This is a genomic window from Aeromonas sp. R3-1, assembly GCF_040908345.1.
GTDB classification, from domain to species: Bacteria; Pseudomonadota; Gammaproteobacteria; order Enterobacterales; family Aeromonadaceae; genus Aeromonas; species Aeromonas veronii.
Genome location: NZ_JBFODN010000012.1, coordinates 1 through 26,128, shown reverse-complemented (window position 1 = coordinate 26,128; position 26,128 = coordinate 1). Strand labels below are relative to the sequence as shown.

Annotated in this window: 18 protein-coding genes and 2 pseudogenes; 7 read left to right on the top strand and 13 right to left on the bottom strand. The window is 54.4% G+C overall.

Translation table 11 applies throughout. The features are described 5' to 3' along the window. Window positions 1-67: 67 nt before the first annotated feature. The 3 genes and pseudogenes from AB5Y85_RS00970 to AB5Y85_RS00960 form a co-directional block, all read right to left on the bottom strand. Entirely contained in the window at window positions 68-1,210 is a 1,143-nt protein-coding gene (locus AB5Y85_RS00970; RefSeq protein WP_167564719.1) for a porin, read from the bottom strand. 501 nt (window positions 1,211-1,711) lie between these two features. Further along, window positions 1,712-3,649, bottom strand: coding sequence for a methyl-accepting chemotaxis protein (locus tag AB5Y85_RS00965; RefSeq protein WP_257687647.1), 1,938 nt, complete (start codon window positions 3,647-3,649; stop codon window positions 1,712-1,714). 105 nt (window positions 3,650-3,754) lie between these two features. Next, window positions 3,755-4,638: pseudogene (locus AB5Y85_RS00960) on the bottom strand (DMT family transporter). Window positions 4,639-5,024: 386 nt separating this feature from the next. On the opposite strand from AB5Y85_RS00960, the gene AB5Y85_RS00955 reads away from it, so the two are divergent. Further along, window positions 5,025-6,350 carry a site-specific integrase gene (locus AB5Y85_RS00955; protein WP_201952434.1) on the top strand — a complete coding sequence of 442 codons (1,326 nt, stop codon included), beginning with the start codon at window positions 5,025-5,027 and terminating at the stop codon, window positions 6,348-6,350. Window positions 6,351-6,517: 167 nt separating this feature from the next. Here AB5Y85_RS00955 and AB5Y85_RS00950 read toward each other — a convergent pair whose 3' ends face one another. After that, window positions 6,518-7,477, bottom strand: coding sequence for a hypothetical protein (locus tag AB5Y85_RS00950; RefSeq protein WP_257687648.1), 960 nt, complete (start codon window positions 7,475-7,477; stop codon window positions 6,518-6,520). 412 nt (window positions 7,478-7,889) lie between these two features. Between AB5Y85_RS00950 and AB5Y85_RS00945 the strand changes: the two genes are divergently transcribed. Together AB5Y85_RS00945 and AB5Y85_RS00940 are read left to right on the top strand one after the other, a co-directional pair. After that, window positions 7,890-8,066: an AlpA family transcriptional regulator gene (locus tag AB5Y85_RS00945; protein ID WP_257687649.1), complete on the top strand. Its 177-nt coding sequence runs from the start codon at window positions 7,890-7,892 to the stop codon at window positions 8,064-8,066. A 502-nt stretch (window positions 8,067-8,568) separates the two neighbouring features. Further along, window positions 8,569-9,252 (top strand): inovirus Gp2 family protein, encoded by a 684-nt coding sequence (locus AB5Y85_RS00940; protein ID WP_257687650.1) that lies wholly within the window; start codon window positions 8,569-8,571, stop codon window positions 9,250-9,252. 46 nt (window positions 9,253-9,298) lie between these two features. On the opposite strand, the pseudogene AB5Y85_RS00935 reads toward AB5Y85_RS00940, so the two are convergent. From AB5Y85_RS00935 to AB5Y85_RS00910, 6 genes and pseudogenes are all read right to left on the bottom strand, one after another. Then, window positions 9,299-9,625 (bottom strand): annotated as a pseudogene (locus AB5Y85_RS00935) (IS630 family transposase); the annotation flags it as partial. Window positions 9,626-10,164: 539 nt separating this feature from the next. Further along, window positions 10,165-10,860 carry a family 16 glycosylhydrolase gene (locus AB5Y85_RS00930; RefSeq protein WP_257687651.1) on the bottom strand — a complete coding sequence of 232 codons (696 nt, stop codon included), beginning with the start codon at window positions 10,858-10,860 and terminating at the stop codon, window positions 10,165-10,167. 239 nt (window positions 10,861-11,099) lie between these two features. Further along, window positions 11,100-11,411, bottom strand: a complete 312-nt coding sequence (locus tag AB5Y85_RS00925; RefSeq protein ID WP_010673336.1) for a PTS lactose/cellobiose transporter subunit IIA — start codon at window positions 11,409-11,411, stop codon at window positions 11,100-11,102. 10 nt (window positions 11,412-11,421) lie between these two features. Beyond that, window positions 11,422-12,801 carry a glycoside hydrolase family 1 protein gene (locus AB5Y85_RS00920; RefSeq protein WP_257687652.1) on the bottom strand — a complete coding sequence of 460 codons (1,380 nt, stop codon included), beginning with the start codon at window positions 12,799-12,801 and terminating at the stop codon, window positions 11,422-11,424. A gap of 57 nt (window positions 12,802-12,858) precedes the next feature. Then, entirely contained in the window at window positions 12,859-14,211 is a 1,353-nt protein-coding gene (locus AB5Y85_RS00915) for a PTS sugar transporter subunit IIC (protein ID WP_257687653.1), read from the bottom strand. 27 nt (window positions 14,212-14,238) lie between these two features. Further along, on the bottom strand, window positions 14,239-14,544 hold the full coding sequence (locus AB5Y85_RS00910) for a PTS sugar transporter subunit IIB (protein WP_042658343.1): 306 nt from the start codon (window positions 14,542-14,544) through the stop codon (window positions 14,239-14,241). Window positions 14,545-14,660: 116 nt separating this feature from the next. On the opposite strand from AB5Y85_RS00910, the gene AB5Y85_RS00905 reads away from it, so the two are divergent. Continuing rightward, window positions 14,661-14,852, top strand: coding sequence for a hypothetical protein (locus tag AB5Y85_RS00905; protein WP_257687654.1), 192 nt, complete (start codon window positions 14,661-14,663; stop codon window positions 14,850-14,852). A gap of 616 nt (window positions 14,853-15,468) precedes the next feature. On the opposite strand, the gene AB5Y85_RS00900 is transcribed toward AB5Y85_RS00905, so the two are convergent. Both AB5Y85_RS00900 and AB5Y85_RS00895 read right to left on the bottom strand, forming a co-directional pair. Continuing rightward, a complete protein-coding gene (locus AB5Y85_RS00900; protein ID WP_257687655.1) occupies window positions 15,469-17,820 on the bottom strand; it encodes a glycoside hydrolase family 9 protein in 2,352 nt (783 codons plus the stop codon). Window positions 17,821-18,120: 300 nt separating this feature from the next. Further along, window positions 18,121-18,351 (bottom strand): hypothetical protein, encoded by a 231-nt coding sequence (locus AB5Y85_RS00895; protein ID WP_257687656.1) that lies wholly within the window; start codon window positions 18,349-18,351, stop codon window positions 18,121-18,123. Window positions 18,352-18,487: 136 nt separating this feature from the next. On the opposite strand from AB5Y85_RS00895, the gene AB5Y85_RS00890 reads away from it, so the two are divergent. From AB5Y85_RS00890 to AB5Y85_RS00880, 3 genes are all read left to right on the top strand, one after another. Further along, window positions 18,488-21,208, top strand: coding sequence for a glycoside hydrolase family 3 protein (locus AB5Y85_RS00890; protein ID WP_257687657.1), 2,721 nt, complete (start codon window positions 18,488-18,490; stop codon window positions 21,206-21,208). A gap of 93 nt (window positions 21,209-21,301) precedes the next feature. After that, a complete protein-coding gene (locus tag AB5Y85_RS00885; RefSeq protein ID WP_257687658.1) occupies window positions 21,302-23,275 on the top strand; it encodes a methyl-accepting chemotaxis protein in 1,974 nt (657 codons plus the stop codon). Between the two features lie 10 nt (window positions 23,276-23,285). After that, window positions 23,286-24,614, top strand: a complete 1,329-nt coding sequence (locus AB5Y85_RS00880) for an ABC transporter substrate-binding protein (protein ID WP_123172737.1) — start codon at window positions 23,286-23,288, stop codon at window positions 24,612-24,614. A gap of 330 nt (window positions 24,615-24,944) precedes the next feature. Here the strand turns inward: AB5Y85_RS00880 and AB5Y85_RS00875 are convergent, their stop codons facing one another. Beyond that, window positions 24,945-25,967 (bottom strand): LacI family DNA-binding transcriptional regulator, encoded by a 1,023-nt coding sequence (locus AB5Y85_RS00875; RefSeq protein WP_042084009.1) that lies wholly within the window; start codon window positions 25,965-25,967, stop codon window positions 24,945-24,947. Between the last annotated feature and the right edge of the window lie 161 nt (window positions 25,968-26,128).

Below are 26,128 nucleotides of genomic sequence, written 5' to 3'. Positions count from 1 at the left end.
ACTAAAAAGGCGGGCCCTGTAAGGGCCCGCCAAGTAGGCATTAAATACAGGGAACACAAGTCAGGGTTTAGAAGTAGTATTCTACGCCCATGCCCAGACCAAACTCTTTATCACCATCTTGTACCACTGACAGACCACGGCGCTGCAGATAGTAAGGACGAACATAGGCAACGGCCGAGTCATCCAGGAAGTACATGACCTGACCGGAGATGATGGAGTCGCTGAACTCGCTCACCTTAAAGTCGCCAGCGGCAGTTTCAAATTCAGGCTTCAGGTTGGCGGCATAGGCGAGTTTGAACTGCCACAGACCTGTGTTGTATATCGTGGCCAAGGTGTAGCTATCTTGTGACATGCCGTTCAGTTGTGAGGTGCCTACACCGCTAACATCCAAGTCCATGTCGGTATAATCGGCGGTCAGGCGCTTATAGGCACCATAGAAACCGAGGCCATTGTCAAAGTTCAGCTCGAAGCCCAGCAGATAGGCATTTGAGTCGCCTGTTCCTTTACTATGCGTCAGGAGTTCATCAGTTTTAGCTTCAGCGGTCTTCTGCGTTCCATAAAAATGGCCCTCTTCGATTTTGCGGTCAGTACCTTTTTCATAGGTCGCGTGCAGGGTCAGCGGGCCGGTATTGTAGTGAGCGCCCAGGCCATAGAAGTTGGAGCTGGCATCATTGGTATTGTTACCGCGGCCCAGCGCCAGGTTGTAGCTGAAGCCACTATGGTTGGCGGAGTCAAAGCGGATCATGTTGGATTGACGATCGTAGTTACCACCACCGATGATGTCGCCGCGCCAGTCCATCACTTTACCGGTAGAGATACTGCTGTACGGCCAGTCAAGCACTTCATAGAGCGGTGTTAGCATACGGCCTGCGCGAACTTTACCTATCCCTTCCCACTCGAAACCACCGAAGGTATCGCGCACCCCCAGCTTGCCGTCACCGCCAGACTCACCGACGTTACCGGATTCGATTTGCCAGATAAACTTGGGGCCGTTGGCAAAATCCTTGCTGCCACGGAAACCGATGCGAGATTCATTTTCGATCTTGATGGGGTTCTCGTATCCGCCATTGGCATCAACGGTTGCCCAGTCAGCACCAGTCCAGGCGGAGATTGCGATCTGGCCATAGATGTCGACATTCTTGATATCTGCATGAGCAGGCAGTGCGAAAGCTGAAGCAATGACAACAGCCAGTGCGGATTTATTGAACATAAGATAGCTCCTGATTTTATGGACTTAGCTTTTTTTTCGGCAGTTGGCTGTGTGCCTTCCGCTCGATTATCGGTATTGCAATCAACACCCCGAAGGGCAAAAAGTCTTGTCTTGGCTACCTGCAAACCCGGATGTCTTGGCACATCTGTAGTTGGCAGTCCTGATCATCACATGTTGTTTTTTTATGTTCCGATTCTTGGCTATCGGACAACCCCAAGAGTACGTTCGCGGTGCGAAATATCAATGAAAAGTTCCCTCAACGTTTCAAAAGTATGACCGAGTGCAAATAATCATGGGCAAGGTCGTAAACAGCCTCATGGCAGGTATCACGGTGATGAGAGCGTTTTCTTGAGGCCGCAGCCAGCACCAGTACGGGTTTTCATCCGGTACAGGGGAAGAGGTGTCAGTTAACCTGCCGATAACAGATAATTTTGTGATACAAAAAAACTTTCCCTCTCATTGAGGGAAAGTGATCTGGTGGGGATGCGGGGCGAATAGGGTTCAGCCTTGCTGGCCGAGGATGCGGGGGATCTGCTGCGCCTGATGGTGGATATGGGACGAGACCTGTACCGAGAGCTGACTCACCTGACGGGCATGCTGATGGATACGGGTGATCAGATCGGCAAAACTGGCCAGCTTGTGTTCCTGACTTTTGGCGTTGTCGGCGCCCTGCAGGGCGATCACTGCGGTGTTGCGGGCGATCTCCCGCACTGCCTGGGTGGTCTGGCGCAGTTGTTCCGCCTGCGCCCGCTGGCGGCTTGACTCGCTGGTGATCCGGTTCAGTACAGTGCCAAGCTGTTCACCGGATTGGGTCAGACGCCCCAGAATATCGGTGATCTGGTTGAGGGATTGCTGGGTATTGGCCGAGAGGTGGCGCACCTCATCGGCGACCACCGCAAAACCGCGTCCCTGTTCCCCTGCGCGGGCCGCTTCGATGGCGGCGTTGAGGGCCAGCAAGTTGGTCTGCTGAGCGATATGACCGATCACATCGACAATGGCCGTCACATCGGCAACCGAGCGGGTGAGGGCTTGCAGCGCCTCATCGCTCTCGTCAATCGCCAGTCCTGTCTGATGAGTGGCGTGCAGCATGCTCCCCACCAGATCTTCGCTCTGGCTCATCGCCTGTTCGTTATGGTGGGCATGCTGGGCGATGTCGGCGGCGACCTGATGGACCTCTCCGGCCAGCTGGTTCAGCTCATCCATCATCTGGCCGCTCTCGTCGACCACCTGTTCGGTGGTGCGGGTGCTGTGGTGGATCTCGTCAACCTGACTGACCATCCCTTGCAGACTGAGGGATACCGCTGACAGCTGCCCCTCTTTTTGTTGTTGGTCCAGTTGCAGACGACCGATCAGCCGATTGTAGCTGGCAACAATATCGGCCAACTCGTTGCGATCGCGCCCGGTAGGCAACGGCTCGGCCTGCCCCGTCTGATCGAGTTGCATAAAAGCTCCGCGCAGTCGCAACAAGGGGGTGAGCAGCCAACGTCGTTGCACCAGCGCAAACAGCAGGGCGACTATCACCAGACAGAGCGCCAGCGTGCCGAGGATGGTGGCCAGCTCCTGATTGACGGCTTGCCGTTCGCGGGCAAGTTGTTCCCCCATCTGTCTGGTCGCTTGCAACATCGCCATGATGTCTTGCTGCACGGTCTGGCGGCCAGCCTGTTGCTGTTGCAGCGCCGCACGGCTGTTGGCCAGCTCCTGTGGATAGCGGCCCAGCAGCGAGCGTAATTCGCTGCGCGGTTGATCTCCCAGCTCCTTGCGTACCGGCTCCCCCAGCGTGAACTCATCGGCGGGCGCCTCTTCATACAGGCCGAGCAGCGGCAAGGCTTGCAGCGCTTGGGCCTGTTTTTGCAGTGCCTCCAGCTCGAAGCGGATCCCTTCGAGCAGCTTCTCATTGCCCTGTTCCATATAGCTTTGGCGCAAATGGGCGAGGCGCGGCAGGCTCGCCAGGATCTCGGTTGCACCGCGGCGATATTGCTGTGCTGCGGCAGATTGTTCCGTGCTGGCGCCTTGCTCCCCATAGCGGATCAGCGCCATGGCCTGGCTGCCCAGCTCACTCTCCGCATTTTGCAGTAGCAGCTGGCTGTTGCCCGAGAGCTTGCCTGCGGCCTGATAGTCGTGCGCGATGCGCTGCGCCATCTGCTCGAGTTGCTGCCTGAGCGGGGCCGCCACAGTATCATCCTGAGCGGCCAGCGAGGAGAGCGCTTGCTGACGGATCTTCTCCGCAGCTGTCAGTTGTTGCGGATCGCCGCTGTTGAGGTAGTCACGCAGGCTGTTTTGCAGGCTCACTGTCACCAGTTGTTGCAGCGTCTCGTGCTGATGCTGGGCCTGATTGGTATGGGCAAGCTGTTGCCAGCCGAGGTAGAGGGCCAGCGCCTGTCCTCCCGCAACCAGTAACAAAACAAGGGAGGATAGGGTGGCGTAATGGGCGATTTTCACGGGGTAATTCCTGTCAGCACAGACCATGGGGGAGCGTGGCCCGAGCCTAAACAGGGATGATGGCGTTTTTATGACAGCATGGTCAGGTAACCCTATCTTGCCGGCTTAACTGGCTGGGGATACCTGAGCGCGGTTGCGTTGGCCAAGCATACCGAGCAGGGCGCCTCCCATGATAAGTGCACCGGCCAGCAGATGGCGCGAGGTCAGTGCTTCTCCATTGAGCAACACCAGCAGCAAGGTGCTCAGCAGCGGTGTCAGGTAGGCAAGGGCACCGATCCGGCGTGGATCGCCGTCTCGCAGCGCCAGATACCAGGTCACAAAGGCCGCCCCCATCGGGCCCAGCGCCAGCCCGATGATCAGCCACCAGTCACTGGTGGGGATCTGCGCGAATGGCAGGGGCCCCTCCAGCAGACGGGCAAGCAGCAGTGCCAGCAAACCTGCGGGCAGACAGGCTGCCGCAGTGACCACGGCGGGGGCTGGCGGCAGACGGCGTGATAGCACCGAATAGGCCCCCAGACGACAGCTGCACCGAGCGCCAACAGGTATCCCGACAGATAGGCCTGCTGCAGTTGCAGCTCGCCATTGACCATCACCAGCATGGAACCCGCCAGACCAAAGGCGCCAGCCAGCAGGTGACGGGCATGGAGGGGATGGCCGGGCAACAACAGCGGGGTGAACAGAATGATGCAGAGCGGCCAGAGGTAGTTGATGAGGTTGGCCTCCAGCACCGGGGCATGGCGAAAGCTCATAAAGAGCAGCAGATGGTAGAGCAGCAATGTCGTAACCGTCACCAGCCAGGTAATAGGGCGAGCACGCCACTGGCGCCAGAACGGCAAGGCCCCGACCCCGCAGAAAAACAGCACCAGCCCGACCAGCACCAGTGGTGACACGCTGGTGACCCGTGACGTCAGCGCCGCCAGCGAGGCCCACAGCACAATGGTCAGCAGTGCAAAACCGGTGGATCTATCCCACCAGGAACATCCGGACATCCAACACTCCTTTGCAAGATGAAACAGGGCTTGGCCTCAAAGACAAGCCGAAGAGAAGCAGTCTATCAGAGAGCGCATGCTCTGAACGCAGAAAGGAGAGGGTCATTACGGTTGGATGGTCGGATTCATTGTCGCCAAAAACGACCAAGGGGTTGGCATCGTGATGATGCCAACCCCTTGTTTTGTATGGCGCTCCCGACTGGAGTCGAACCAGTGGCCTGTCCCTTAGGAGTCTAGATGTTATTAGTTTCATATAGAATCAGTTGGTTTTATCTGAGATTATATTTTGATTAAAAACAGCATGTTACTTAATATGTTTGTATCCAGTGGTTTCATGAAGTCTCACTCCAATGCACTGCGTTGGAGGGGTACGAGGAGGGGTACGGATGGCGATAAGTAAAGACTTGGAGGTCTCGTCACTCAAGCCAGTTGAAGGTGTTAAAGTTAAGCGCTATGCGATTCAATCGAAGCATGGTGGTGGGCTCAAGATAGAAATCCGTGAAAGTGGCCTCAAGCGTTTTGTATATCGCTTCAAGATTGGTGGTAGTGAAGGCGAATTGTTGCTGGGGAGTTATCCTGCCCTGACTCTGGCTAAAGCTAGAGAGGAGCATGGGAAAGCCGTGCAGCTTGTGAAGCGGGGCATTGACCCCACCAAGTTTGCGGCACAAGAAAAGGCTAAAAATGAAACGGCTCTGACGATGGATGAGTTACTCGGACGATGGCTCGATGCGCAACGTGTTGCTCAGGTCGTCAAACCCAAAACCCTCCAATGTCATCAGGATCGTTGGAATCGTCATCTCAAGAAGACCCTGGGCAATATTCGCTTAATCGATCTGACTCGTGCCCACTTGGCACAAGCGTTAGAGATAACTAGGCGCGCAACAAAAGACGAAACCCGTAAGGGGTTGGGAACGCTGAATCAGATGTTGGATTATGCGGTGGTTCACTGCCTGATTGAAGCTAACCCGGCAAGGCTATTACGGCCAAAAGATTTTGGCGCCAGCGCAGGGGCTCCAAGAGAGCGTTGGCTGACTGTCCCCGAATTGCGCAGGTTATGGAAGGCCATTGATGAGGACTTGGGGAGCGGCGGCAGCCTGGCTGCTGGGGGACGGGGCGTTTCTCGCCATGCCACTATTTCTCTGCCTGCAGCGAATGCGATCAAGCTATTGATACTGACCGGATGTCGGCGTAGTGAAGTCGCCAATATGCGTTTTTCACAGATCAAGGATGATATATGGACCATACCAGAAACAAAAAATGGTAGAGCTCATACAGTCTTTATTTCCCCTCAAGCAAGATCAGTAATTGAGGAACAGGGGCAGTATGCCAATGGTGATTTCGTATTCGAATCTGATCGTCCAAAAAATGATGAAATAGAGCCAATTTTAGTCGACTCAATTACACGAGCGCTAAGACGATTCATTGCCAGATGTTTAGCTGATATGGAACCATTTACTGTCCATGATTTACGGCGTAGTGCGGCTACTAACTGGGCGGAAAGACTAGATATTGAGGAAAGAGTGATTGAGCTTTGCTTGAATCACACTCCTATTAATAAACTGATTAGAACTTACCATCGTTCACGGCATACCGAGAAAACCCGCCTTGTATGGATTAATTGGGGCCGACTGGTAGCCGATGAGGTGATGCAAGATCCTGCTGCTGAAGCAGAATTCAAGAACGTTGTGAAAGTGAGTTTTAATAGAAAATAAGTGGCTATGATAATGCTGAGTGATGGACTAAACTATTAAATAGTTTAGTCCATATTGATTTTATTTACACTGAATTAACATTAATAATCTCTAAATTGCCCTCAATGGTTTAAATTAAATCAAAACTGGTGGATAATTCAATTTTTATATCTATTCAATTGTGGAATTCAAGTTCTCGCAATTTTCTCGTACTCAGCCCTGATCAGCGCCTCAACGATTTTATTTTTATTTTCATTTCTAGCTAAGCTAAGTTTATCAAGAATATCGCCAATATCTTGGCTCATGTTTATACTGTATTGTTTCTTATCTTTGTTTTTATCTCGGTATTTTCTCTGGCTCCATGTTTTTTTCATGGTGAGCGCAATAAGTTTTGAGCTATCCTCATTGAATGTGCGCGTCACATCAAAAAATGAAATAATATCATCTCGAACTCCAATTGAGCCACGAGGTACTAGCGGAATATAATCTGACCTAGTACCACGCAAGTAATCATACATCCAAGGGATTTTTTGCTTTTCATCTTTTTTTAGCCAATGCGTAACTTCTTGATTATCTATAGCATATGAAGACGATTCTTTTATGTTTTCTAATATCTGCAATTTATTAACCTTGTCAACTTTAAGTCTATTTATACAGCAGGCGATTAAAAATACACTTATATTTATGTTTGTGATTTCGTTTACTCTCACAACTCTTTGAATATTATTTTGCTGTACAGTTTTACCCAGGTTAATTTTTAAATTATAGTTAAATATTCCATTAGGAGTGCTTTCGAGTATTAAATGACTTAAGGTTCGCCAAATGTAACAAAGCAATCGAGTGTTTTTATCATCTATCCAAGAGAGGTCATTATTGGAAATGCAATTTTGGGAATATTCTTTGTGGAGTATTTCTATAAATCGGTCGAGGTTAAGTGGTGAATCGTCTCTAATATTATTTTCAGACATGAATTTTTGGGCGTTAGGTTCTAAGCTGGCTCTTGATAGTTCGTTTTCAAGATTCTCAGTTGTAGGAATTATGCATACTGAATACGCATTTATTTCACATGTTCTATACCAAAGGTAATCAACGAAGTATCTGTCGAGTAACTGTGTTCTGATAACTTTTCCATCCGCCCAGATCGCCATATTTTCACCCCAATAACTTAAAACTACATTGTAGTTTTTATTGTGTGTTTTATGAGTGTTTTTTGTGGGATTTTGTGATGCATTTCACGTGTTTTTTTATGTTTAGCCTGGTGCGGGCTGGGTCAATCAGTGTCTGGGGTGTCTGGCTTTAAGCTCCCGATGTATCTGGTGGTTTGGCTCCAGATCTTGTTTGGTGTGCTATGAATTACTGTGTGTGTCAGTAAAGTTCTTTTCTTCATGAGTTTATCGCAAAATTCAGTGGAGGCTGGGTTTCATTATTCAGTTGTGGGAGGGAGTAAATTAACTGTGTGAATTAATGAGGTTGAGATTAGGTCGGTTAGATAGTGGTTTTCTTCGGATGGTAATTTTTCACATGAGGTCCTTCGTTATGAAGCCATAACGGAGAGATTACATGAAGTTGATTAAGCTGAAAGAAGTCATCGAAATGACTACCTTATCCAAAGCGACAATTTATCGCTTGATGAGTAAAGGGGAATTTCCAGGTGCCATTCCTTTAGGGCCTCGTGCGGTCGCTTGGAAGCTGTGTGAAGTAATTGAATGGATTGATTTGAAGGCATCTGCCAGATAGGAGGTATCGAGCTAAGTTCAGAGTAAATTCTTTGTCTTAATGCTCGGCATTATCGAGCGCTTATCGAAAATAACCAAGCTTTTCTCGGCGATTTAGAATGTCGCTCAGTTCGGTAATAGTAATACTATACACACAAGGTGTATAACAAGGTAGAGGGGGCAGGAGATATATCGAGGGATAGAGTGATACACCATCAGAGTGTATCACAGGGTATACCTACGAAAATATTTGATATATACACGAAGTGTATACCAATCAGATGCACATCAGGCTTGTACGTCAGATACAAGCAATTAGCAGTATACATCTGCATAGCGAAGCATATGCAAAGCACTGGGCGCTTAATATTGGCTGATATATCAATCTACTGGTTTGATAAGAGAGCAAGGTATCAGTGGACTGTAAAGTTTTACGTAGCAATCCTCATTAATGACGATTAGTGCAGTTACTTGAACATCTAACCAACAGGCATGGGTATTCCATGCGAGCTATAGGAACTTATATGAAATCAAAAGTCGGGTATCATTTAATAGCCGACGAGCTAGAAAATTTGCGAGTTGTGGCTGAAGCTAAGTATGGTTCAATATCTTTTGAACAGTTGAAAACATCCGTGGAGGTAATCGCTAACTTCTTGAATAAACACCCAAGAGTGTTTGCAGTGCGCGTTGATCTACGCTTTCCCCAGATACCAGTTATGGATGACCCGGACATGCCGACAGGCTTTCCACCGGAGGTAGAAGAGGAAGAGGTTATTACGCGCTTTTTTGCTTCACTAAAAAGCCAAATACAGGCGGCACGTCACCGTAAGGGTAAGGCTGGTAAACCATTCTTCTTGGGATTTATCTGGGTGAAGGAGCAAGTAACAAGCCAGTACCCTCATTATCACGTGGTGCTACTATTTAACCGAGATGATTACGGTCATCTTGGGGATTACTCTAATTTCAATGCGGATAACATGGCTACACGCATCTGTAAAGCTTGGTGCAGAGCCTTGAGGCTCACATACCCTGATTATTCATCTTTGGTGCATTTCCCTGATGACGCTGAGTATCGATTTGATCACCGAGATGCTGACCTGCACAATGAGAAATTTTATAAATTCTTGGAGAGGACTGCGTATTTATTTAAATTACGTACGAAAGTTCGAAACAGCCGTAATTTTGGGCGTAGTCAACTGATAAGGTAATGTTTACACTTAATTCATGGGCTCTAAATAACTGATCCTAATAGTGCTACACCTTCGCTGTGCCATAGCCATTCCCGGCGAAAGGAGACACGGTATCCATGAAGTGTTTCACTCGGGCCAGCAGGCTGGCCATTCCTCTACATTGATGATTGCGCGTGATGGTTTCATGTAACTTGTGCCACAGCCGTTCTATGTGATTAACCCAAGGGCTGTAAACTGGCTGGAACACCAGGCAGAACTTGGGGTTTTTCTTCAACCATCGCTCGGTCTGTTTGCTTTTGTGAATGATGTAGTTATCGAGGAGCAGCGTGATGCTTTTGGCTCGTCGGTAGTGGCGACGCAGCTTTTCCAGCATGGAGATAAACAGGGATGTGACGTGATGGCGAGACAGGTCAGACCGTGACTGGCAAAACCCGAGGTATTCAAAGCACTTTCGAGAGCGACAAACTGATAGAGGAGCACGTCATCGAATCCCATCAGGGACCGAGGCAGTAGCCTCGATCACACTCCGGATCTATGGCTGCAATCTCAACCTAACTTACCGTCATCGATTGAAGGCTTGGCAAACCGGGGCGACCATTGGCCTACCTGTCAGAAAGCCCATAGTGTAACGGTCACTTGGGGCTGGGGAAGTCATGATTTGCTGGCTGATTTGGGCAACAACGCTATGTTCAAGAAAAGTGCTAAATTGATACTGAAAGAATTTCGTACTAAAACAACAAAAAACACCGACCTTAAGTCGGTGTCAGTTGATAACCATATCTATACACAAAGCGGGATATCAGTTATTACCTGATGGATTACTACAACTGGCGGCATCCACATCGTTACAATCTTGGGATGCCGCCAGAAAAAGCCTAAGACTGACCTTACCAAGTGTCCGGATTAAGTTGATCATTACATAGCCTACTATCATTCCCATGGAGTAACGTTGACGTACTTGTATTTGGCGTAGACAGGTTGGCTGTTGTAGGTACTTGGCGGGAAGCTGGGATTGGCGCTGATCCAGTTGTTCACAAAAACCTGCATCCAACTGGTGACGGGGCGGCTCTCTCGGCGCACGCTCACCCATTTGTTCTGGGTGCGGCTGAACACCTGCCAAGTGACACCCGCTGCATCGATGTTAAAGGCGTAGCGCTCCATATTCCAGATTGACATGCCGTACTTGCCTAAATCGATGTCTTGAGGATACTGGCGCCCCTGGATCCAGACGTTAGTATGGAGCACGTTGGTGCCACCCATTAGCTCGATGTCGACTTCATAATGGGAGCTGGTGCCCGAATCTCCAGTATAGGTAAAGAAGGAGCTGATGGTACCAGGCACAGATCCTGCCTGCATCTGCACCTCATAGCGGCCCTTGCGAGTGTAGTTGTAGGTTCGTAGTTCCGCACAGCTCTTGTTGCCCTGGTCGGATTTCGCATGGAGGATGGCCATGCCGGACTCCATCCAGACGTTTGCGGCGCGCCAGGTGCAGTCGAATTCTGACCCACCATTGCGCCAGCCATCAGAGACCTGCCAATCCTGATTGCTCCACCACCATGCAGAAGCTTGGTTGGAATATAAGCCCCCCGCCAGCAGCAATGCTGATATTATTCCAAGGTTACGCATATTTTTAATATTCCTATGTCTGTATTAGTTAGTGTTTTTATTGATGGAAACAAGCAGTGAAATAATAGCTTAAAATAAATATGAAAACTTATGTTGATATCGCATCATGACAGTTTTATTTTATTGAAAATACTAGCTGAAGGTATGAAACACATAATGAAAACTGATATGGCCAGAATAAAAAAGCCACCGTATATAACGGTGGCAAAAGCACGGACTCCCGATCCGATGAGTTAAAATCAGCTGGCTTGGCGGCGATAGATCTCGACCAGTTCGGTGGCCAGTTCGCGGCACAGAATGGAGGTCATCAGGTGATCCTGGGCATGTACCATGACCAGTGTCATCTTGGTCTTGCCTTCGCCCTCATCGGCTTCAATCAGTTTGGTTTGTACGGCATGGGCAGCCTTCCCTGCGTCGGTGGCCTGGAGCAGCAAGGCATCCGCTTCGCTGAACTGGCCAGCACGAGCCTGACGCAGGGCTTCGAAACAGAGACTGCGAGATTGGCCGGCATTGACGATGATGCCCATGACTGCTTCTTCAAGATCCATCATTTATGACTCCTTAAAATCCATTATTACGAGAGACGTTGGCGAACCATTCACCACTTTTCTTGACGGTGCGCTGCTGGCTTTCCAAATCAAGGCTGATGAATCCATAGCGGTTCTTGTAGGCATTCATCCAGGACCAGTTGTCAATAAAGGTCCACAGGTGATAACCACGGCAATTACTTCCTTCAGCAATGGCGGTATGAATCCACTGGAGGTGGCCACGAATGAAGTCGATACGATAGTCGTCTTTTACCTGACCATCTTCACCAATGAATCTGTGTTCCCCTTCGACACCCATGCCATTTTCGGAGATATAGCTTGGAATATTTCCATAGTTGTCGCGCAGGTTGATCAATATGTCATAAATACCGCGCTCATATATTTCCCAGCCACGATAAGGGTTCATTTTGCGGCCTGGCATCTCGTAATTCTCGAAGAACCAGTCAGGCAGGAAAGGGGAGTCCGGGTTGATGGCCGTCATGCGTGCCTTCACTCGCCGCGGCTGGTAATAGTTGATGCCGAGCAGATCGATCTTGCCGGCGGCCAGCAGTTCGCAGTCGCCGCTTTGCACCACGGGCATCTGATCGTGTTCGCGCAGGATATCGATTAGCTCCTGGGGATAAACTCCCTTCACCGCAGGATCGAGGAAGGCGCGGTTGAAGAACAGGTCAGCAATGAACGAGGCCTTCAAGTCCGCCGGGTTTGAAGAGCGCGGATATGAGGGGGTCAGGTTCAGGACAATGCCGATCTGGCCGGGCAGGGATAGTGTTCGATAACGCTTCACCGCCAGGCTGTGGGCCAGCATCATGTGATAAGCCACCTGGGCTGCCCGTCTGAAGTCCATCTGGTTCGGGTAATGGAAGTCATACAGATAACCACCTTCCACCACCACCACTGGTTCATTGAAGGTCATCCAGCAGGCGACGCGATCACCGAACAGTTTGAAGCAGAGCTCTGCGTACTCGGCATAAGCCGCCACGGTTTCGCGGCTCTCCCAGCCCCCCAGCTCCTGCCAGTACATCGGCATGTCGAAGTGGAACAGGCCGATGAAGGGTTTGATCCCCTTGGCCAGCAGCTCATCGATAACCTTGTTGTAGAAGTCGACGGCCTCCTGGTTGACGGTGTGGCCATCCGGCAGCAACCGGGCCCAGGAGATGGATGTGCGGAAGCTGTTGTGGCCAATCTGTTCCATCAATGCGATGTCTTCACGATAACGATCGTAGAAGGTGGAGGTGTTGGCTGGGCCTACCTGACCGTGGAAACGATGTGGCTCCGTCTCGAACCAGTGATCCCAGATGGTCGGTGCCTTGCCGCCCACGTTGGCAGCCCCTTCCGATTGTGCGGCCGACGAGGCGCTACCCCACCAGAAGCCTTCGGGGAATGTATATTGCATTGCAGTTTCCTCTTGATGACCGGCGTGCAGGCGGCGTGGCGCCCGCACGCCGGGTGCTTACGCCTGACTCTGAATCGGTGTGATTGTGTCTGCTTTTTCTGATCTGGCGGCTTCTTCCGCTTCAGCCGTCTCGGCTTCCTGCTTGAGCAGGGTGCGTTCGTAAGCCCGCACGAAGGGGTAATACATCAGGGCGGAGATCCCCATGCAGATGAAGCACATGATGACCGGACTGAAGGCCCAGTTGGTCGCCCAGGAGGCGCCGATGGGGGCCGGCGTGGTCCATGCGGTCAGCATCACGACCTTCTCAACCAGACCCAGATCCACGGCAAACCAGGCCAGGATGGCGTTGATCACCGGCACCAGGATGAAGGGCAGGAAGAAGACCGGGTTCATGATGATGGGGGCACCAAACAGGATCGGTTCGTTGATGTTAAAGAACCCGGGGACCACGCCCATTCGTCCTATGGTGCGCAGGTGCACGGCACGGCTGCGCATCAGCAGGAATGCCAGTGGCAAGGTGGATCCCACGCCGCCGATGAACAGGAAGTGATCCCAGAAACCGGGCAGGAAGGTGTGAGGAATGGCCTGACCTGCGGCTAGTGCGGCCTGGTTGCTGGCCAGGTTTGCCATCCAGAAGGGGTTCATGATGCCGGTGACGATCATGGTGCCGTGGATGCCGGCAAACCATAGGATCTGGCACAACAGCACCGCCAGCAAGACGGCAGGCAGGCTGTCGGAAGCCGCCACTAGCGGTTTGAGCATGGCCATGATCGCCTCGGGCAGGATCATGCCTGTGGTTTCCTGCAGCAGCATGTTGAAGGGGTGTAAGGTCAGGATGATCGCCAGGACCGGGATCAGTACCTCGAAGGAGCGCGCCACCCCCATCGGGACCTGCTCGGGCAGACGGATGGTGATGTTGTTGCGCTTGAGCCAGGCGTAGACCTCGGTCGAATAGATGGCACAAATGAGAGCGGTAAAGATGCCCTGACCGGAGAAATACTGGGTGGAGATGGTGCCGTCTTTATATTGCGCCGCCACCAGCATGAACGACATCAGGGAGAGCAGGCCCGTGGTGATGGGGTCCAGGGAGTATTGCTTGGCCAGGCTGGATGCGACGCCCACCGAGATGAAGACCGTCATCAGTCCCATGCTCATGTTGAAGGGCAACATGAGTTCGGTACGATAGGTGTTGGAAAAATCTAGCCAAGCTCTGGCAAAGCCCCAGGTGGTTTCGCTGGAGATGGGGGGGAAGATGAAGACTAGCATAAAGCTGCCGACGATCATGAACGGCAGCGCGGCAATGAAGCCGTCACGGATGGCCAGAACATAGCGTTGCTGGCCCAGTTTTCCTGCCAATGGGCCGATCCGTTGTTCGATCAACTTGACCAGCATCCCATAGAGTGAACTCATTGTGTGTGTCCTTCCTTGTGAGCACGCTTAACCAATCAGGGACAGGGCGTAATCCAACACCTTGTCACCGCGCTGCATGCCGTAATCCATCATGTCGATGGGTTGTACCTTGACACCATGAACGGCTGCCTTGGCTTGTAATTCAGGTTGCATGTACTTGATCTGTGGCCCTAGCAAGACCACCTGGTAGAGCGGCATCTGATCATCGAACTCTGATGCGCCAAAAGCCTTGATCTCGGCAGCCAGGCCCCGTTTTTCGGCTTCTACCAGCATTTTTTTCACCAGCAGGCTGGTGGACATCCCGGCAGAGCAGCACAGCATGATTTTTTTCATGATCATTCCTCAGTTATTAAATTGAACTCACTATAGATCGACCTAATAATTTGGGAAATCGATTTCACATTTGAGCTTTTGCAATTGTGATGTCGATCACTTGTTGGGTTGTGTTTGTGAGCGATCATGGCGTTCACTCTATTGAAAATGAAGTGTTTTTTGTTTTTTTGTTGATGGGTTTAATCGAGTTTTTGCTGGGCTTTTATTTTGAAATATCGATTTCATGCTTATTGGTTTTTTATGCCTACCCAACACCTGCTGGGCAGGCTCCACAAGATGCAGAGCGTACTCTTCCCGCGGTGCATTGATGTTGAAAGCCCCAACAGATACCCGCCTCCATGATGTCCTGTGCTTTACCGCTCTCTGCTGATGGTTACTCCGCCCTGATGGCAGGTCTCGTCATGGCCTAGGGGCCTTTTCTGGACCATGTTGGGGATAGGGAGACCTTTCAGATGTGAGATGGTTGCAAGATTTCATTGCAGAAGCTCGCAGACCTAGGGCAAAGCCCTGCGCCGATGGAGGCGTTGACCTAACCTTGCCGTAAGCCCGAAGGGATGATGACAGTATCGACTCCAGGTACTGGCACGGGCTCATCTACCTGTATGTAGCACTGTATTGCATCGCAGGAGAGATTGCTCTGCGCGGCTGCCGTATTGCGTCAGGAGGCCTAAGGGCACGGTATTACGGTAGAAAATCAGCAGCGCCCAAAGGTGGATGAGAAGCACTCAGAAGGCATAACTTTGTCGTAAAGGCTGTGGATAAGGGAGGGACGCAAGAGTTTGCGGGGCCACTTATCTATTCGCCCTGTGGCGTTTGCATTGATGGGAGATGGGGAAAAAGATAGACACAGGCCCGATATCTGCATAGGGACAAGGTCGGGAGGGGAAAATGCTCCGCCATGGTGACGGAGCATCGGGAGCGCACTTAACGGGTTAATCCGCCTTCATCCAGCACGCTGACAGCCCAGAAGAAGGGAGCATTCCAGTTGATGGTAACTTCGTTCAGGGTCCAGGCTCCTATCTCGTCTTTCCAGCAGGTCTGGCCGGTGCACTTCCCTTTCATAGTGGATGCAACGGGATCGCTGAAGTTGATGGAGTTGGGGCCCCCAGACATTACTCCTGGCGGAACCAGGGGGGACGCGTGATCAGCTGGGTGTGCCCAGAACCTGTGGTGCGGATTCTTCAGCGGACGACTGCCGTAGCCCGACACATAGGACTGGTCGAGGGGGTTGCGGCCCAGCACATAGTCCATGGCATCGGACATGGCCTGCAGGTATTTGCGCTCCCCCGTGAAGTCATGCGCCAGCCCGAGGAAGATGCTGCGATTCACCAGGTTGGAGTTGGAGCCCCAGGGGTATTCGGTGGCCTGATAGGGGATAAGGTAACCCTCTGTCGCCACGCTCTTCTGGTAGCCGTCGGCGGCGGCGATGATAGCGGCGCGCGCCTTCTCCACTTCCTGTTTGCCCAGTTTGTTAGGCACCATGGCCAGCGTGATGGTCCCTGCGCTGCTGAGATCCTGCCAGTAGAGATCACCGCTTGCGCTGCGATCCCCCTTGGGGGCGGCCATATAGAGAGGGGACTGCTGGACGGCCTGCTTGTACTCGGATTTGCCGGTGGTGGTAAATAGCTCGGCGGCAGCCCAGTAGAATTCGTCCTTCAGGTTGGTGTCATCGTAGGGACCGGATCCCACAAAGTTGTCATAGGCATAGACGTCCGGATGGCGTTTTGCCGCCTTCCAGGCTCGTTCGGCTGCCTGTAGGCTGCGCTGTGCGAAGGCCGGATCCAGATCTTTCCATACGCGAGCAGACTGGGCTGCGGTGGCAGCCAGGTTCAGGGTCGCAGCCGTGCTGGGGTGGCTCAGGAAACGGGGTTGTGGATCCTTGTGGGGCGGGAGCGGCATCCCGGTCCAGGCTTCATCGGCGACCTTGTGGAAGACCATGCCTGAGGCATCGATCTCGGTCAGTTTCAGGCTGTCGAGCTGCTTGGACTGATCTCCTACCGGTACCCAGGCCTTCTTGCCTTCGGGTACCTGCATGGCGAGGAAGAACTCCATCATCCAGCGGGATTCGTCCAGCAGATCGTTGTGGCCGTTGTGCTGTTCCGGGATTTTAGCCTTGCCGTCGGCAAAGGCGCTCTTGTCACCCTCTTGCGCCAGTTGCTCTCGCTCATAGAGGTTCATCAAGGTCCATACCGAGATGCCGCCGTTGACCACGTACTTGCCCTGATCGCCAGCGTCGTACCAGCCGCCGGTCACATCCTGCGTGAAGTCACAACCTGGCCACTGGTTGCCCTTGGCATCCTGTTTGTTGAAGCAGGTCACTTTCTCGGGCTTGTGTCCTGCCGGGCGAGCGAGATCGGGGCGCTGGACATATTTGGCCTCGATGTCGATGCCGCTACGCTGCTGATAGAAGAAGGAGAGGGCATCGAATTTCATGGTGTGATAGATGTCATCGCCGATGCTGAATGGATGACTCTTCTGGCCGGCGACCTCCAGTACCAGGCCGGTGCCCGGGGTGGTGACCTGACTGAAGTCGGCAATCTGTACGTTCTCTCCGGATGCGGCATTCAGGCCAAAGGGTGTGGTCTTGCCTTCGGCGATGGCCTCACCCTGGGCATTGCGCAGGGTCCAGGGGAGCGCGTCCTTACTGTCGGTGGCGATGGTCGCACGTTTCAATGCCTTGCTCAGGTAGCCGACTTGGTTGACGCGCACGCTGGCCAGATCAGATTTCTTGACCAGGGATGGACCCGAGAGCGTTGCTTCACCGATGCAGACGGTGGTCGGTGTCTGGGTGCCCATCTGGAGTTGAAACTGGGTCTTCTCGTCCGTGGAGGAGGGCGTGAACTGGATGTCGAAAGGTTTGGGTGTGCTGCTGAGGGCGAGGTCCTGCACCATATGGTTGGTGTAGGGGGCGCCATCATGCTGGATCAGGGCCTTGACGTTGATGTCGCTCTTGGCCATGGCAGTGAAATGGAGCTTGTAGGTTTGCCCCTGAACCAGGCCGAGGTTGGACTGGCCCAGGATGACATCCCAGGGATTGGATCCCGACTCGGTGAAGGTGATACAGCCCATCTGGTTCTCGGCGTTCAGGGAGCCCCCAGCCGTCCACCAGCCATCGGTTCCCTGGAAGCCCCCGTTGGTTAGCAATTCACCCACAGGTCCGGCAGATGCCGAGGAGGCACCGGAGCCTGATGCCCCTGCGCTGGGCAGGGAACAGCCATGCAAGCCAATGACGCAAGACATGGCAAGCGTCAGGGCACTAAGCCGAGATATTTTCATTGTTACCCCTTTGATCACAGACGGAAATAATGGCGTCGATTTTCGCACTCGCGCTGAAAATGACCGAGTCATCCTGCTACCCGCATTTCACTGTCAAGACTTACATACAACCCTTGAGTGGAAATCGATTTCATTAATTAGGTAATAGTAAAGTTTGTGGCAAATCAAGTTTGCCTTTATGAACTGTGATGTGGGCTACAAATTTTCGTTTATTGATATGTAGATCTACGTGATTTGAATTCTATTGAATCCTTATCATCCTCTCTTCATTTCCCGCCAGTTTAACAAAACGGGTGCCGTTCACGGTAAAATATGCAGTGGCATGAGATGATGAAAATATTTTATATTTATGATTTTATTGTTTTTTATCTCCGAGTGCTTTTCCGTGCGCTCCATCCCCTCCTGGATATTTTGCTGGCGCGAAACAGTCTGATCTTTGTGAGCTAAATCACTATTTACTCTCTCGGTGGGATTTTTACCGTGGCAGGGCAAAGATACTGCTGGAATGGTGAAGAGATTTCTGTTTACCATTAAATATTCTTGCAATCGATTTCATATTTAAGCTTTTTTTCAAGGCGGATCCCCATGATCGATGCGTCAGGCGATGAATGAGAATATCCGGAGAGTCATAAGGAAAATGCGTAAAACTACAGGTCTCACCAGGTCTATGACCTGCCTATTCGTGGGGTGCGGCATCTGGAGTGCCGGGATGGCGGATGAGCTGTCGACCATGCCCTATTTTGCCACTTGGCCGCAGACCCACAGCGCCATTGCCAAGGACGAGGGGATGGAGCGCCAGATCCAGTCCCTGCTCTCCCGGATGACCCTGGAGGAGAAGGTCGGCCAGATGATCCAGCCCGACTTTCGTGAAGTGACCCCAGAGGAGGTGACTCGCTACAAGATTGGTTCCGTCCTCAACGGGGGCGGCGGTTGGCCAGGCAACAACAAACACGCCTCAGCAGCGGACTGGGCACGCCAGGCCGACACTTACTGGCAAGCGGCGGAAGCGGGCTTTGAGGGCAGGGGCTATCGCATTCCCTTCATGTGGGCGACCGATGCGGTGCACGGCCACAACAACGTCTTCGCGGCGACCCTGTTCCCGCACAACATCGGCCTTGGGGCGGCGCGGGATCCGGGGCTCATCTACCGTATCGGCCAGGTGACGGCGCGGGAAGTGGCCGCCACCGGGCTGGACTGGACCTTTGCCCCGACGGTGGCGGTGCCCAGAGATGATCGCTGGGGCCGGACCTATGAGGGCTATTCCGAAGATCCCGCCATCGTCTATCACTATGCTGGCGAGATGGTGCGTGGCCTGCAAGGTTCCGCGACGGATCTGCGCGGCCAGCGCCATGTCATCTCGAACGTGAAACACTTCGTGGGGGACGGCGGTACCCTGAACGGGGTCGACCGGGGTCAGAACTTCTATTCGGAAGAGGACCTGCGCAACCTGCACGCGGTGGGCTACTTCTCGGGGCTGGATGCCGGTGCCCAGGTGGTCATGGCTTCGTTCAACAGCTGGCACAACGAGCTCAACCGCGACGTGCTGCCAGAAGACGGGGTGGAGTACAACGGCAAGCTGCACGGCAGCCGCTATCTGCTGACCGACGTGCTCAAGGGCAAGATGGGCTTTGATGGCCTTGTCGTCTCTGATTGGAACGGTCACAGCGAGATCGCCGGTTGCACCATGGGGAGCTGCCTGCCTGCGGTGCTGGCCGGGGTCGACATCTTCATGGTCACGGCGCGCAAGGACTGGATGGAGTTTCGCCAGAGCCTGCTCGATGGCGTGGCGAGCCGGCAGATCCCGATAAGCCGGATCGACGATGCCGTGACGCGTATCCTGCGGGTCAAGATGCGGGCCGGGCTGTGGGAGAAACCCATGCCGTCGGCCCGTGAGCTGGCGGGCAAACAGGGTGAACTTGGTGCCGTGACGCACAAGGCGCTGGCCCGGGAGGCGGTACGCAAGTCGCTGGTGCTGCTCAAGAACGAGGACAGGATCCTGCCCCTGAGCCGGCAGAGCCGGGTGCTGGTGGCTGGGAGCGCCGCCAACGATCTGGGCAAGCAGGTGGGGGGCTGGAGCCTGACCTGGCAAGGCAGCGAGAACGGGCGCGGTGATTTCCCCGGTGCCCAGAGCGTACTGGATGCGGTGACCGCCACCGTCGGTGCGGATCATGTGCAGGTGAGCACGGGATCCGGTGAGCTTGCGGGAGCCAAGCCCGATGTCGCCATCCTGGTCATGGGGGAGGATCCCTATGCCGAGTGGTTCGGCGATATTCCTGACAACAAGACCCTTGCCTATGGGGATCTCAAGAGCAGCTATCACGAGGATCTGTTGACCCTCAAGCGACTGAAGGCGGCCGGCATCCCCGTGGTGACCGTGCTTTTCTCCGGACGTCCGCTCTACGTCAATGAGGAGATCAATCTCTCTTCCGCCTTTGTCGCCGCCTGGTTGCCGGGCACCGAGGGGGAGGGGATCACCGATCTGCTGTTCAAGGATGCTAAGGGCAAGGTGGCCCATGACTTCCAGGGACGCCTCTCCTTCTCGTGGCCCTTCAGCAAGTGCGCCACCACCATCAATCGCACGCCCACCCATATCCCGGGCTGGCAGCGCCCAACCTTCGAGCAGGATCCAGCGGGTGAGTACGCACCGCTTTTCCCCTATGGCTACGGGCTCAGCTACGGCAAGCCTTCCCCTGTGGCGGCCCGGGTCAGCAACCTCAATACCCTGACCCTGGATAAACGAACCTTCGGCTGCAACGAGAGCGACCCCGCCAAACTGAGCGCCGCTGACAAGGTGCTCGAGCTGTTCGGGCCAAAGGCGGGTGAAGAACACCGTCTGCGCATGGGGGATGCCAGCAACTGGACGGGGACTGAAGTCTCCGGCAACAGCGTGACCGAGATGACCTTCATCAAGGTTCAGCCCATCGACTACCTGCGCCAGCAGGATGCGCGAGCGGTCACCTTCCTCGGGGCGGACAAGCCGGGTGTCGACTCCGGGGCCACGATCCAGTTGCAGACCACCCAGGTCAAGGGTGCGGATCGTCGCACCTACCTGAAGGGCGAAAGCGAGCTGCAGGTGACGCTGCGGGTGCAGCAGGTACCAGCGGGGGACATGACGCTGGGGCTGCAGTGTGGCTGGCCCTGCGGCAAGTCCATCGAGATTGCTCCGGCCTTGCGCCAGTTGCCCCCGCAGAAGTGGGTGACCCTGAGTCTGCCCCTGCGCTGCCTCGAAGAGGGCATGGACTTCGCGAAGGTCAATACCCCCTTCATCCTGGGCACCAGTGGACAGGCGCGCATCGACATGGCGACCGTACGCTGGGTACCGGCTTCTCTGCTGGGGGCCTTAGGGGAAGTTGTCAGGCTCGATTGCCAGGGCAGGTTGAGTCGATAAGCCGTCAGCCAGATGCACCAGGATGCCTGTCGGGCTCCTGGTGCCTTGATAACCGGCTCCGCCCCGATGCGGAGGGAGAGGTGGGAGAAAAGGATGTCGATCGTACAGCGGATCAGATTGGGCTTTACGCTGCTGCTGGTCCTGTTGCTATTGCTCGGGGCCATCAGTTACCTGAAGACGACCTCCATTCACGGTCGTTTCCAGCAGGTGACCGAGGAGGCGACGCCTCAGGCCCTGACAGCAAGCCTGCTGCGCGCTGCGTTGCTGATGGCTGACAGGGACAGCCTGGCGCATCTCGCCATCCGGGAGATGTCGACGTTCCCCGAGTCCCGTCAGCGTGTTGCCCATGACAAGGTCCGCTATGAGCAGCACATCAAGGCATTCGCGGCCTTGACACTCGATACCGAGAGTGAGCGGCAACTCGCCCGGGTCACCGACCAGGCCCCCCGGCTGTTTACCATCTCTGAGCAGTTGATGAGCCTGCACGAAGAGTCGGTCGAGCTGGAGCGGGTGCTCTCACGGATGCGGAGCGAGCTGCTGCACCTGGATGACAACTACCGTTCGGCGGCGGAGCTGCTGGTGCGTTATACGGCGGGGCGGCGCTCTTTGCAGAACAAGGCGGAGCTCATCACCAGCGGTATTGCACGGGATCTTACGCTGATCCTGCGTGCCGACGGCAACACGGATCTGGTGGCGCTGCAGGTGGTGCTGGTCAAAGACATCGACATTGCTAACCAGCGTCTGGAGCGGATTGTTGCCCCCGACGACGTCAAGGCCAGGTTCACCCGACATGTAGCGCGCATCCCCCAGCTTGTATTTGGCGACAAGGGGCTGATCGCCACCCTGGTGCGCCACCAGCAAATCAGTCAGCAACTCCATGGCTTGCGTGAACAGCAGGAGGCGCAGAGCCAGCAACTGGGGGAGGTCCTGGACAGGCTTATCGCCATCAGTAACCAGAGCATGCAGGAGGACAGGCTGAGTGCCGACGTCGCGGTTGACAGCGCCCGCACCTGGATCGTGATGGTGGTCCTGTGTTCCGTGCTCATCGCCCTCATTGTTGCCTGGAGTACGGCCCGCAGCATCCAGGTGCCGCTGGTGCGGATCAATCGGGTCCTCGGTCTGATGGCACAAGGGGACATGACGCTGCGAGTTCGCTACCCAGCCAGGAACGAGCTTGGTGAGGTGGCGAACTCCATCGACCAGCTGGCCCACCACACTAAGGTGCTCTTGATGGAGGTCCAGACCGGGTCTGAGCACCTGGTGAACGAGACGCGTAAAACCGCGGAGATCGGCGAGCAGGTGATGTCGCAGGTGCAGGAGCAGAAGGTCCAGACCGATCAGGTGGCGGCCGCCATCTTCGAGTTGGAAACCAGTGCCACCGAAGTAGCTCGCTCGAGCGATCATGTTCGTCGGGAGGTGGGTGAAGCCAATGACGAGAGCCAGCGCGGACGCGATCTGATGCAGGCCAACCGGGATGGCATCGAACAGCTGGCGACCGGCATCGCCGGGGCCATGGCTATCACCCGCAAGCTCGAAGGCTACAGCAACAACATTGGCAATATTCTTGAGGTGATCCGTGGCATGGCTGAACAGACCAACCTGTTGGCCCTCAATGCGGCCATCGAAGCGGCCCGTGCCGGGGAGGCCGGGCGGGGTTTTGCCGTGGTGGCCGAGGAGGTGCGGGCGCTGGCTACCCGTTCACAAGGGGCGACTCAGGAGATCCAAGTGATGATCGATAACCTGCAGGGATGCGCCCGCGATGTGGCGAACGTGATGGCCCAGAGCCATGAGCAGACTGAGCTGAGTGTGCAGCAGACTCGGGATGTTGAGAGTGCCCTCACGCGGATTGCCTCGCGTATGGAGGCAATCAAGGAGATTGCGGATCACATGGCTTATGCCGCAGCGGAGCAGATTTCGGTGAGTCAGGGAGTGGCCCAGCATGTGGCGGCCATCGCAGACGTGGCTCACGAGACCGAGCAGGCGTCCCGGGTATCGGCGAGCAGTGGTGAGGTGTTGTCGGGGCTGGCCAGCCAGCAGCAGAGTCTGGTGGCCCGTTTCAAGGTGTAGGAGAGAGGCGATGTGGAAATCTGTGAGTGCCCTGCTGGTCTGGGGGCTGAGTACGGCGGCGGTATCCCAGGAGTTGGTGCTGGAAACCTGGCGCGTGGATGACGAGGCGCTCTGGAAGGAGCAGTTTCTGCCCCGTTTTCAGGCGATCCATCCCGAGATCACCCTTAAGCTGCATTCGCAGCGCTCGGCGGATTACGATCGGGAGCTTGCCGAGCGGCTGGCGGCGGGGAAGGCGGGGGATCTCATCACTTGCCGCCCTTATGATCAGTCCCTGCGGCTGTTCCAGCAGGGGCATCTGCTGGATCTGACGGACCTGCCCGGGATGGAGAACTTCCCGAGCTTTGCCAAGGCCGCCTGGCAGACCGACTCCGGGGCCCAGACCTTCTGCCTGCCCATTGCCTCCGTGATCCAGGGTTTCTACTTCAATGTCGATATCTTCAACGCCCTTGGGCTGACACTGCCGCGAACCCGTGCCGACTTCTTCGCCGTGCTGGAGAAGGTGAAGCAGGATGGCCGCTATCTGCCGCTGGCACTGGCGGCTCACGACAGCTGGGTGGTCTCCGAGCTTGGTTATCAGAATATCGGTCCCAATTACTGGCATGGGGAAGATGGCCGCCTGGCGCTGATCAACGGTCAGGCGCGAGTGACCGATGCCCCTTATGTGGCGGCGTTTCGTGAGCTGGCGAGCTGGCGGCCCTACATAGGGGACCATCCTGCCGATGCCACCGAAGCACAGGCGGTGGATGCCTTTGCTGCGGGCAAGGCCGCCATGATAGTGGCGGGCTCCTGGTCGCTGGCCCAGTTCACCGGCAAGGTCAATTTTGGTGCCTTCCCGCCCCCCGTCGCGCGGGAGGGGGACACCTGCTATTTCACCGATCACACCGACATGGGGATCGGCATCAATGCCGCCAGCCCGAACAAGGAGGCCGCCCTGAAACTGGTGGAGTGGATGGCAAGCGCCGACTTTGCCGAGCGTTTCTCCAATTCGGTACCCGGTTTTTTCTCCCTCTCCAACCACTTCTTCGAGCTCAAGGAACCGGTGGCGAGCACCATGATGGGCTGGCGGGATACCTGCGATTCCACCTTGCGTCTGGGGGCGCAGTTCCTCACCCGGGGTGAGCCATTGCTTACCACAGAGCTTGCGGAGGTATCGCAATCCGTGGTGCTCGGCACCATGACGCCGGAAGCCGCCGCCGCGCGCATCCAGCAGGGGTTGGCAAGCTGGTATCTCCCCCAGAAGACGGCAAAAAGAGCCCGTCTCTGTGAGGCGGACGAGCATCTTCCCACGCTGGCAACCAGCACAGCTATCGGGACGGAGTCTCCCTTCGCTGCGCCTTGACGGTGGACACGCCCACAGGGCAATCCCCCGCAGCGATCAGCAGACTCTTCAAGGCGCCTTCAGGCGCCTTTTTCCATCAGGGCCGGTTTGTAGGCAGATGTCATCGGGTTGTCATTGCCAGGCTCTGGCTGGTTTTATGGAGCCAGCCGGATTGAGGGGCCGGTAGAAGAGGTACGCCGGGTTGTGTGTGGAGTCTGTGCTACGTCAGAGAGACAAGGTGGAAGATGCGACAAGGACAAGTCGCTCGCTGGACAGGCGGCTGACAAAAGAAAAACGGCCCGAAGGCCGCTTTGAGCGGATGCTGCGCAGGGAAAAACCCCCAGTCGACATTCATCCTTTGTACGGCAGTGTAGTATCACGCACCACAATGCTCAATTCGGGCAGTTCGTCCGAGTTTGGCTCCGTGCCCTCGATCAAACCCAACAGAGTCTTGACCATTTTGACCCCCATCTCGTAGATGGGCTGGCGTACCGTGGTCAATGGCGGGTTGGAATAGGTAGAGAATGGCAGGTCATCAAAACCAATGAGTGAAACATCCTCTGGTACCCTTAAGCCGCACTGCTTGAGCCCCAAAATAGCCCCGTAGCAGGTCTGATCGTTGGCGCAGAATATGGCTGAGAATTTCCGGCCACTCTGCACCAGTTTCTTCACTGCATTCAGGCCACCAGCCTCGGCGAAATCCCCTTGGATGACCAAGGATGGATCATATTCGATTCCCGCGCTGACTAAGGCCTGACGATAACCATGATGACGTTCGATGGCATCGTTTTGATCCGGTAAGCCGACAATGTGGGCGATGTCATGATGACCCAGATCCAATAAATAGCGAGTTGCCATGTAGCCACCCAGCCGATTATTGATGCTGAAGGAATGTACCCGCTCGGTCATGATATTGTGGCCAGTGGCAACAATGGGTATTTGCTGTGAAAACTCGAGCAGCGTTTGTTGATTTACGTGGCCGGTCAAAATAATAAGACCATCGACCCGACGAGCTACCAGCAGGCGCAACCGTTCGACTTCTTCTTCCGCATTCCAGTGACCGCTGACAATCAGCGGCACATACTCCATGCCCTGAAGGGTATGTTCAACACCACGCAACATTTCGTTGGAAAATGGACTCTCTACATGTTGAGTCAATACCCCAAGGGTCATGGATTGACCCGTTTTCAGATATTGTGCCATAAGGTTGGGACGAAAATTCAATTCCTGAATTGCATCTTCAACCGCTTGGCGTTTATCTGCGGCCACTTTGGCCGAGCCGTTTAATATCCGGGATACAGTGCTTGCCGAGACACCGGCTCGTCTGGCGATATCATAGACAGTGGCTTTTTTCTCCTGAGCTGACTTCGACATCCGCCCTCCGTACTCGACTGTGAAAACCCTTGGCTATAACCAATATTACAAGAATATATTCTCAATAAATCAGCGGGTTAGGATAGCCCTTTCCCTTGGTGGTGACAAGCAATGATGCTTCGCCTCAGATTGAGGGGCCCACTACTTGAGGGGCCCACTAC

Bases quoted from the DNA above. Each gene is read 5' to 3' on its own strand.
- AB5Y85_RS00970 (WP_167564719.1), bottom strand. From the start codon at position 1,210: ATGTTCAATAAATCCGCACTGGCTGTTGTCATTGCTTCAGCTTTCGCA.
- AB5Y85_RS00955 (WP_201952434.1), top strand. From the start codon at position 5,025: ATGGCGATAAGTAAAGACTTGGAGGTCTCGTCACTCAAGCCAGTTGAA.
- AB5Y85_RS00950 (WP_257687648.1), bottom strand. From the start codon at position 7,477: ATGGCGATCTGGGCGGATGGAAAAGTTATCAGAACACAGTTACTCGAC.
- AB5Y85_RS00945 (WP_257687649.1), top strand. From the start codon at position 7,890: ATGAAGTTGATTAAGCTGAAAGAAGTCATCGAAATGACTACCTTATCC.
- AB5Y85_RS00940 (WP_257687650.1), top strand. From the start codon at position 8,569: ATGAAATCAAAAGTCGGGTATCATTTAATAGCCGACGAGCTAGAAAAT.
- AB5Y85_RS00930 (WP_257687651.1), bottom strand. From the start codon at position 10,860: ATGCGTAACCTTGGAATAATATCAGCATTGCTGCTGGCGGGGGGCTTA.
- AB5Y85_RS00925 (WP_010673336.1), bottom strand. From the start codon at position 11,411: ATGATGGATCTTGAAGAAGCAGTCATGGGCATCATCGTCAATGCCGGC.
- AB5Y85_RS00920 (WP_257687652.1), bottom strand. From the start codon at position 12,801: ATGCAATATACATTCCCCGAAGGCTTCTGGTGGGGTAGCGCCTCGTCG.
- AB5Y85_RS00915 (WP_257687653.1), bottom strand. From the start codon at position 14,211: ATGAGTTCACTCTATGGGATGCTGGTCAAGTTGATCGAACAACGGATC.
- AB5Y85_RS00910 (WP_042658343.1), bottom strand. From the start codon at position 14,544: ATGAAAAAAATCATGCTGTGCTGCTCTGCCGGGATGTCCACCAGCCTG.
- AB5Y85_RS00900 (WP_257687655.1), bottom strand. From the start codon at position 17,820: ATGAAAATATCTCGGCTTAGTGCCCTGACGCTTGCCATGTCTTGCGTC.
- AB5Y85_RS00895 (WP_257687656.1), bottom strand. From the start codon at position 18,351: ATGGTAAACAGAAATCTCTTCACCATTCCAGCAGTATCTTTGCCCTGC.
- AB5Y85_RS00890 (WP_257687657.1), top strand. From the start codon at position 18,488: ATGACCTGCCTATTCGTGGGGTGCGGCATCTGGAGTGCCGGGATGGCG.
- AB5Y85_RS00885 (WP_257687658.1), top strand. From the start codon at position 21,302: ATGTCGATCGTACAGCGGATCAGATTGGGCTTTACGCTGCTGCTGGTC.
- AB5Y85_RS00880 (WP_123172737.1), top strand. From the start codon at position 23,286: ATGTGGAAATCTGTGAGTGCCCTGCTGGTCTGGGGGCTGAGTACGGCG.
- AB5Y85_RS00875 (WP_042084009.1), bottom strand. From the start codon at position 25,967: ATGTCGAAGTCAGCTCAGGAGAAAAAAGCCACTGTCTATGATATCGCC.